We start from the raw sequence: 8,039 nt of genomic DNA on the forward strand, positions 1-8,039 counted from the left end.
TGAGCAATTATGGCTAATACCTTTTTACTAAAAATTATAACACCTGGTCGTGAAGTGTATAATGATCAAGTAGAAAAAGTAACTTTAAAGAGTGCAGATGGAGAATTTCAAGTACTTGCAAATCATCAAAGTGTAATATCTAGCACTATACCTTGCATCGCGAAATTCAAAGATGCTAAAGGAAATGATGAAGAGCTATTTATTTCTAAATCACTTGTTCAGGTTAGTAATAACGAAATGATTATAAGTAGTGATGCTGCTGAGTTTGAAGAAGATATTGATGAGGTAAGAGCAGAACGAGCTCTTAGAAGAGCAGAAGATAGATTAAAAAATTCTGAAAACTACAATAAAGGAAGAGCAGAGGCAGCATTTTTTAGAGCAAAGCAAAGATTAGCTCTAAAAAAATCTAATAGATAATGTTACGATAAATTAAAGTGTAGCATCTTTTATATAGGTGAATATCCTATAAAGATGCTACACTTTATTTTTTTGTTATTTTTTATTCTATATATTGACAATCTATCACAAAATTTCAATAAATCTATATTATATATTATATAGTTGGATAGAAAAGGGAATAAAAGTCAAAGGAGATGGCCATAATTAAGAAGATAAAATAAGGGGGACTTAATTATGAATATAAAAATGAGTATAGTAATTTTTATATTATTATCTTTTTTTAATATAGGTGCTATTTCTAATGATATAGTCAATGCTCAAAATTCATTCAATGCTCTAGAAGTAAAAATGAAAAATATAAGTGAGTTTGAAGAAAATGGTGTAAAACTTCAATACAAAACACAGAATAATATTTTAAATGAATCTTATAGAATAAAAGAAAACTTGCTTAGAGATGCGAATCTTGTTTATAAAGAGAGTGGAAATGATGAATTTGAAGCGTTTAATAGTGATTTTGATATTAATATAAAAATATGGCATGAAGATGTATATAGTTATGTTGAAATTATACTAACAAACAAGAATCCTAAATATGGGACAAAGTATTTGAAAAATATACTTAAGAATATAGAGGATTCGGAATTAGAAGACATACAATATTTTCTTTACTATGAAGGCAAAGAAAAAGGACTAGATAATAAATATTTTACAAATAGATTAGTTAGTGAGTATAACATGAGAAAAACACAACTTATAAAAATCAGTAATGGATACTCAGGAACAGGATATTTAAACGATGGAGAAAAGATTAATTTTGCACTAGTTGATTATGATACTGGTTCACATATAATAATTGGTACGCCAATAATATTTACAACATATTAAGACATATTGAAAAAACTTTTCGATATAACTCTTTATCTTGCTTTGGGTGTATTACAGACTTGTTTAATAGCAAGGTTTTATTAATTTCGTCTGAAGTGGGATATATGTAATATTTTGGACAGTTATTTTTCATATGCTTAACAATTCATTATGGAGGATAATATGGAGAAAATAGTGGTTAAAGGTGTAAAAGAACTTAGAGGTGAAGTTGATATAAGTTGTGCAAAAAATTCAGTTTTACCAATAATTGCAGCAACTATATTGTGTCCTGAGCCTATAATTATTGAGAATACACCTAAGTTAGAGGATGTTGAGGTTATTTGTAAATTATTAAGCGAATTAAACTGTGATGTTAATATTTCAAATGTAAATGATAGATTAACAATAAATACAAAAAATATAGTGGAAATGGATGCTAATGAAGAACTTATGAGGAAGATGAGAGCATCATTTTTGATTATGGGGCCTATGCTTGCTAGATTTGGATATTGTAGACTATCATTACCAGGTGGATGTAACATAGGTAGTAGACCAATTGATCTACATCTTAAAGGATTTAAATTGCTTGGAGCAGATGTTGTAATAGGTCATGGCTTTGTAGAAGTGAGAGCAAAGAAAATGGTGGGCAATAGAATTTACCTCGATTTTCCGTCTGTTGGTGCCACTGAAAATATTATGATGGCGTCTGTCTTTGCTGAAGGGACAACTATAATAGAGAATGCAGCAGAAGAACCAGAAATTTGGGATTTAGCACAGTTCTTAACCAAGATGGGGGCTAAAATAGAAGGAGCAGGATTCGGAAAAATAACTATAACTGGTGTTAAGAGTTTAAAAGGAATTAGTTATACACCTATATATGACAGAATAGAAGCAGGAACATTCATGATAGCAGCAGCTATTACAAATAGCAAAATAAAAATCAATGGAGTGAATGAGGAACATTTGAGACCTGTAATAGAAAAGTTAAGAGAATGTGGTATAAACTTTAGCGATTATAAGGATTACTCTATTATAGTAGATGGAAGGGGTAATAAGAAGCCCTTGGATATAAAGACACTTCCTTATCCGGGTTTTCCAACAGATATGCAAGCTCAAATGATGAGCTTATTGTCTATTGTCGAAGGTGTTAGTGTTATTACAGAAACAGTTTTTGAAAATAGGTTTATGCATGTACCTGAACTGCAAAGGATGGGAGCTAACATTAAGATTGATGGAAGAACTGCTATAATTGAAGGTATGCCAAAACTCACAGGCTGCGAAGTTAAAGCAACTGATTTAAGGGCTGGAGCAGCAATGATACTAAGTGGATTGGTGGCAGATGGTCAAACGGTAATAAATGATGTTTATCATATTGATAGAGGGTATGTCAGTATTGAAGAGAAATTTAGAAATTTAGGAGCAGACATATATAGAGTAAATATATAAATTATTTACGTGCATAGTTAGGGATTGTAGTTATGACAGAGGTATAATAATTTTCTCAGTGAGTTTTATTAAAAAATTTACATGAAAATTAATTGCCTTATCCCTAATTATGCTTTTTTTATTTAAATTGAGTTATGAATAAAGTGTCAAATATAATTGTATTAAAAGTAACTAGCCTAAATTTGAGCAGCTTAAAGTTAACATAATTATCATAATTATAAAACTAAGGCAATATACTTTAGAGTGCAAGCTTTGGGAGGTAGAGTATGAAGATAATTAATGCTAGGACTACAAGCATAAAGATTAGCAATAATGTGAAAATAATTGCAGCTATGACTCTGATTATTTTTACTATATTAATAGTATTGCCGATGGTTTTTTTAGAAAGTGGTAAGGGGAAAATTGATTCATTTAACTTGAACGATAAAGATATAATGAAGAGCTCAAAAATAACATTTCCTTCTAATGGAAAAGTTAAGCTCTATCATAGATCGGAAGATAGAGTTGAGGAAATAGATTTGGAGGATTATATAATGGGAGTAGTTGCGAGTGAGGTTCCAGCTAATTTTGATGAGGAAGCGTTAAAGGCTCAGGCAGTCGCAGCGAGAACTTTTTATATGAGTAAAAGAAATAATCCTAATAAAGACGAAAAAGAGAAAGGAGCTGAAATTTGTGATACAACTCACTGTCAAGTATATATGAGCAAGGATGAGAGGGTATCTAAATGGAGTAAAAGTGAAGCTGAAGGCAATTGGGAGAAAATACAGAAAGCAGTTATGGATACAAGAGGGCAAGTTCTTACCTATGACGGTTCAGTTTTAGAATACCCTCAATTTTTTGCAACTAGTTCTGGTAAAACTGAAGATGCAAAAGATGTATTTTCAATTGATGTACCATACTTAAAATCAGAAGAGAGTAAAGGTGAAGAAATTGCACCTAAATATAAAACAACCACACAAATTCCTATAAACGATTTTATAAATAAAATCAATACTAAATATAAAGGGGTTAATGCTAATAAAAATAATGTATCGTCATTAATTAAAACAGTTAGCCTTACAGAAGCTGGAGGGGTAAAGGAAATAAAAATAGGCAATGAGAGTGTTAGAGGAACTGAATTTAGAGAATTGTTTAATTTAAATTCAACTAATTTTACATTGGATTTTCAACAAGATTCTGTAAAAGTTAACTGTAAGGGTTATGGTCATGGTGTAGGAATGAGCCAATGGGGAGCCAATGCAATGGCAAAGAGTGGATCAAAATATGATGAAATTCTTAAACATTATTACAGTGGAGTTGAAATTCAGGAAATAAGTTATAACTAGAGGTACAATATTCAAATTAGGTTGAGTATAAGTGTAGCATGCTTTTATATAAATAATTAAATGAAGTTAAAAAGGATACTTGTTTATTTTTTAATAACAAGTATCCTTTTATATTTTTGTCTATAAATTTGAGAAATAAATGAGAAACACCAATTAATTACATTTTTTGTATATCTATGTTTAAAAAAAATAGAGATGGACATAATTTAGAACAACACTACTTAAAACAGAAATTATAAAGTAGAACTTCTTAATTAGGGTTTAATGCTCTAATAAATATGTCTATTGCCTAGTAACTAATTTATATTCAGTTTTTAGCATTAGATATATATTCATGAAAGTAATTAAAAAGCACCTTTAAATGTAAATAATGCATAATAAAAAAGCAAATATATGTATTATTTTTCATAAAAAGGGAACTATAACAATTGGAGGTGTTCATATTGGACAAAAATTTAAAAGAAAAACTTAAAAACTTATTTAGGAAGGAGGGATTTTATATCGCTTTATTCCTATGTCTCTGTATTGTAGTAACTGTTGGAACTATTTCTTATAAAATGCTCAACAGCAAAAATCAAGTTAATAAAACAGAAGACGTAAATAAAGATCTAACAATGAATTCTGGAAATGAAGGAAATACTAATAATTCAGTTCAAAATGCTGAAAGAGTAGAGAATGTTCAAAATAATAGTGATAAAGACAATACAGATAAAACAAAAACCGAAAAGGCTGCATCGGTATCTACAAATAATACAGTAACTTTTATAAATCCTATAGATGGAGCTGAAAGTAGAAAATATACTTATCCTGCACCAGTTAAGATGGAAGAAGGAGTTTTCAGAACTATTAGGGGTATAAATTTACAAGCAACAATAGGTTCAGAAGTAAAGGCAGCAGCAGATGGTATTGTAGAAGTTGCAGAAAATTCTGGTGTTGAGGAAGGCGTTGTAGTAGAAATTAAACATGCTAATGGCCTAAAAACAAGATATGGAAATCTTGATGCAAACTTATCGGTAAAAAAAGGAGATAAGGTTAAAGCAAATCAAGTTATTGCAAAAGTAGGAGACAGTGCAAAAGTATTTAGTAAAGATGTATTTGGTGAATTCTTGAATTTACAAGTAATTGATTCTAATGGAGAACAAGTTAATCCAGAAAAATATTTCAATTTAAAATCTAAATAAAGTTTTATGAAAATATATATTAGTCATTTGTTTTTTTTATAAAATAAATGACTAATAAATCAAAAATAAATGATAATAAAATGATAAAATCAAGGAAGTGGTATTTTGAAAGACTATATTGAGGAAAGAGTTTTAGATGTTGCAAAATATATCATAGATTCAAAAGCTACAATAAGAAAAACAGCTAAGGTTTTTGGAGTTAGCAAGAGCACAATTCATAAAGATATGACAGAAAGGCTTCTAAAAATCAATCCTGAAATTGCACAAGAAACTCATTCAATTCTAGAACTAAATAAGTCAGAACGACATATTAGGGGCGGAGAAGCTACAAAAATGAAATATAAAATTATTGAATCTTAGTAGGATTAAGTCTATAATATATTATTAGTAGAATTATGTAAATATAGGTATTAATATGTATTATAGGAGTGAATAAAAAATGTGCTTTTGGAGAACGGGGATAGACCTTGCAATTGACTTAGGGACGGCAACTGTACTAGTTTACGTAAAAGGTAAAGGGGTAATATTGAAAGAACCTTCTGTTGTAGCTATAAACAGAAACAATAATAAATTGTTAGCTATAGGCGAAGAAGCGAGGAAAATGATAGGTAGAACCCCGGGAAATATTGTTGCAGTAAGGCCATTGAGAGATGGAGTGATTTCTGATTACGATATAACACAAAAAATGCTAAAGGAATTTATAAAAAAAGCGTGCGGAAAGAGAAGTGTAAGTGCACCTAAAGTAATTGTTTGTGTACCATCTCAAGCTACAGAAGTAGAAAAGAGAGCTGTTATTGATGCAGCTATGAATTCAGGAGCAAAAACAGTTCATCTAATTGAAGAACCACTAGCAGCGGCTATTGGAGCAGGACTAGATATTACTAAGCCAAATGGATGTATGGTAGTGGATATTGGAGGAGGTACTTGCGATATCGCTGTTATCTCATTAGGTGGAGTGGTAGAAAGAGAGTCAATAAAGGTAGCAGGAGACAAGTTCGATGAAGCTATAATAAAATATGTACGTAATGAATATAAATTAATGATAGGTGAGAAAACAGCCGAAGATTTAAAAATAAATATTGGGTCAGCGTTTAAAAACTCTAGAAATCTAACTTGTATGATGAAAGGTAGAAACCTCATTACAGGATTACCAGATGAAATAAAAATTACAACAGAAGAGATAAGAAATGCAATAAAAGAGCCAGTTGAAATAATAGTTGATACTGTAAAAAAGGTACTAGAAAGAACACCGCCTGAATTAGCCTCAGATATAATAGAAAGAGGAATATTAATGACCGGTGGGGGAGCTTTAATACATGGTTTAGATAAACTTATAGAGTTTAAGACTGGTGTAGTAGCGACTATCGCTGAAAATCCTGTTGAATGTGTCGCTAATGGTACAGGCAAAGTGCTTAATTATATAGATAAATTAGATAGTCAAGTGAATTCTCAGCAAATAGTTCTTATAGAATAGCTTTATAACTAGCAGTCAGTGGTAATTACTACTGACTGCTAGTTATTTAATGGTAATTATAAAACACTTAAATTCTGGGATATTTTCCATGGTTTAAATTATAAGCATCAATAAATATTTTGGATATAATCTTAGCCATATCCATAATGAATGAGAGTCTTATGCTACGCGAAAAGAAGAATTCAGCATTATCGCTGGAATCTACGATGCCTATAACTGATGCAATTCCTACCTCGGGAAGTTCTTTTCCCACTCCTTTACCAGGATGTATTGCATAGTCCCTTATACGAATTTCACCAATATCATCTTCATCACCTAAACAAGCATCAACACCAATTATTGATGCATTAGGATGATTACTATATATTTCATTTAAACGCTCATCTATGTTTAAAGCATGAATTGGAGAAGATAAAGTTCCATAAACAGGTAAAGGGAAAAAATTTTCTGTTAGTATAGATCCAACTAGAGGACCTAAGCAATCCCCAATACATTTGTCAGTACCAATACAAACTATTATAGTGTCTTTTGATATGAATTTTTTAACTTCTACGGATAAGTTATAATAAGAATTAAGATTGAGTTTAATATCTGGCTTGCTCAAGGGACATATACCTCCTTTATAAAATATATATATGAGTAATTAACAAAAGATAGTATAAAAAAATGTTTTTTGGAAATTAATAGTAAATAAGGAGGTTGTTATGAAAAAGATTTTGATATACTTAGTTTTAGTTTCTACAATAATAATAAATATGTATTTTATGCTATACTGGCAACCGCAAGATGAGAATGCTGCAAGAGAAGTTGGTGTACAAGAAACTGTTGCATATTCGAAGCCATTATATAAAATTAATAAAGAAAAAGCGTTAAATCAATTATCGACCGATAATAAAAAGGAACTTGAAAAGATAATAAAAAAGCTATCTTCATTTGATATAGGTAAAATAAAAGAATATTATGAGGATACTAATGATAATGAAGACTTAATAGAAATATTTAAACTTTTAAAAAAGAGATTAACAACAGAAGATTATAAGAAAGTTGAAGAAATTTCCTCTTCTTTTTTAGATATACAAGAGATTGATAAAAGAATAAAAAATAATTAAAGTTACTATAATAAATGAGAGCATATTGTAGAAAAAGAGAGTAATATAAATTTAAATTGATTATATGGGTGTATATTAGAGTTGAAATAAAATCGCTTTACCGATATACTAATCATTGTTGGCCGATAAATGAGTCAACAAGATACAAAAAAATATGGAGGAATTCCCGAGTGGCCAAAGGGGGCAGACTGTAAATCTGTTACGTTTCGTTTCGATGGTTCGAATCCATCTTCCTCCACCA

At 30.1% G+C, this 8,039-nt stretch carries 9 protein-coding genes and 1 tRNA gene; 9 read left to right on the forward strand and 1 reads right to left on the reverse strand.

The window, feature by feature from the left end; translation table 11 throughout:
* Nucleotides 1-9 precede the first annotated feature (9 nt).
* The 7 genes from atpC (at nt 10) to T483_RS0114550 (ending at nt 6,689) form a co-directional block, all read left to right on the forward strand.
* The gene (gene atpC / locus T483_RS0114520; protein ID WP_026887525.1) at nt 10-417 is read left to right on the forward strand and encodes an ATP synthase F1 subunit epsilon; all 408 of its coding nucleotides are present in this window, start codon (nt 10-12) and stop codon (nt 415-417) included.
* Between the two features lie 216 nt (nt 418-633).
* Entirely contained in the window at nt 634-1,284 is a 651-nt protein-coding gene (locus T483_RS0114525) for a hypothetical protein (RefSeq protein ID WP_026887526.1), read from the forward strand.
* Between the two features lie 162 nt (nt 1,285-1,446).
* The gene (murA, locus tag T483_RS0114530) at nt 1,447-2,709 is read left to right on the forward strand and encodes a UDP-N-acetylglucosamine 1-carboxyvinyltransferase (protein WP_026887527.1); all 1,263 of its coding nucleotides are present in this window, start codon (nt 1,447-1,449) and stop codon (nt 2,707-2,709) included.
* Nucleotides 2,710-2,975: 266 nt separating this feature from the next.
* Nucleotides 2,976-4,034: a stage II sporulation protein D gene (gene spoIID / locus T483_RS0114535; protein ID WP_026887528.1), complete on the forward strand. Its 1,059-nt coding sequence runs from the start codon at nt 2,976-2,978 to the stop codon at nt 4,032-4,034.
* Nucleotides 4,035-4,477: 443 nt separating this feature from the next.
* Nucleotides 4,478-5,215 carry a M23 family metallopeptidase gene (locus T483_RS0114540; protein ID WP_026887529.1) on the forward strand — a complete coding sequence of 246 codons (738 nt, stop codon included), beginning with the start codon at nt 4,478-4,480 and terminating at the stop codon, nt 5,213-5,215.
* Between the two features lie 105 nt (nt 5,216-5,320).
* Nucleotides 5,321-5,575 carry a sporulation transcriptional regulator SpoIIID gene (gene spoIIID, locus T483_RS0114545; protein WP_008428820.1) on the forward strand — a complete coding sequence of 85 codons (255 nt, stop codon included), beginning with the start codon at nt 5,321-5,323 and terminating at the stop codon, nt 5,573-5,575.
* Between the two features lie 79 nt (nt 5,576-5,654).
* Nucleotides 5,655-6,689 carry a rod shape-determining protein gene (locus T483_RS0114550; RefSeq protein ID WP_026887530.1) on the forward strand — a complete coding sequence of 345 codons (1,035 nt, stop codon included), beginning with the start codon at nt 5,655-5,657 and terminating at the stop codon, nt 6,687-6,689.
* Between the two features lie 67 nt (nt 6,690-6,756).
* Here the strand turns inward: T483_RS0114550 and yyaC are convergent, their stop codons facing one another.
* Complete coding sequence (gene yyaC / locus T483_RS0114555) at nt 6,757-7,293, reverse strand: spore protease YyaC (protein ID WP_026887531.1); 537 nt, start codon at nt 7,291-7,293, stop codon at nt 6,757-6,759.
* Between the two features lie 100 nt (nt 7,294-7,393).
* Between yyaC and T483_RS0114560 the strand changes: the two genes are divergently transcribed.
* Together T483_RS0114560 and T483_RS0114565 are read left to right on the forward strand one after the other, a co-directional pair.
* Nucleotides 7,394-7,798: a hypothetical protein gene (locus tag T483_RS0114560; RefSeq protein WP_026887532.1), complete on the forward strand. Its 405-nt coding sequence runs from the start codon at nt 7,394-7,396 to the stop codon at nt 7,796-7,798.
* A 156-nt stretch (nt 7,799-7,954) separates the two neighbouring features.
* Nucleotides 7,955-8,039, forward strand: a tRNA-Tyr gene (locus T483_RS0114565).

Origin of the sequence: Clostridium beijerinckii HUN142, assembly GCF_000621745.1 — a bacterium.
Lineage (GTDB): Bacteria > Bacillota > Clostridia > Clostridiales > Clostridiaceae > Clostridium > Clostridium beijerinckii_A.

Bases quoted from the DNA above. Each gene is read 5' to 3' on its own strand.
- atpC (WP_026887525.1), top strand. From the start codon at position 10: ATGGCTAATACCTTTTTACTAAAAATTATAACACCTGGTCGTGAAGTG.
- T483_RS0114525 (WP_026887526.1), top strand. From the start codon at position 634: ATGAATATAAAAATGAGTATAGTAATTTTTATATTATTATCTTTTTTT.
- murA (WP_026887527.1), top strand. From the start codon at position 1,447: ATGGAGAAAATAGTGGTTAAAGGTGTAAAAGAACTTAGAGGTGAAGTT.
- spoIID (WP_026887528.1), top strand. From the start codon at position 2,976: ATGAAGATAATTAATGCTAGGACTACAAGCATAAAGATTAGCAATAAT.
- T483_RS0114550 (WP_026887530.1), top strand. From the start codon at position 5,655: ATGTGCTTTTGGAGAACGGGGATAGACCTTGCAATTGACTTAGGGACG.
- T483_RS0114560 (WP_026887532.1), top strand. From the start codon at position 7,394: ATGAAAAAGATTTTGATATACTTAGTTTTAGTTTCTACAATAATAATA.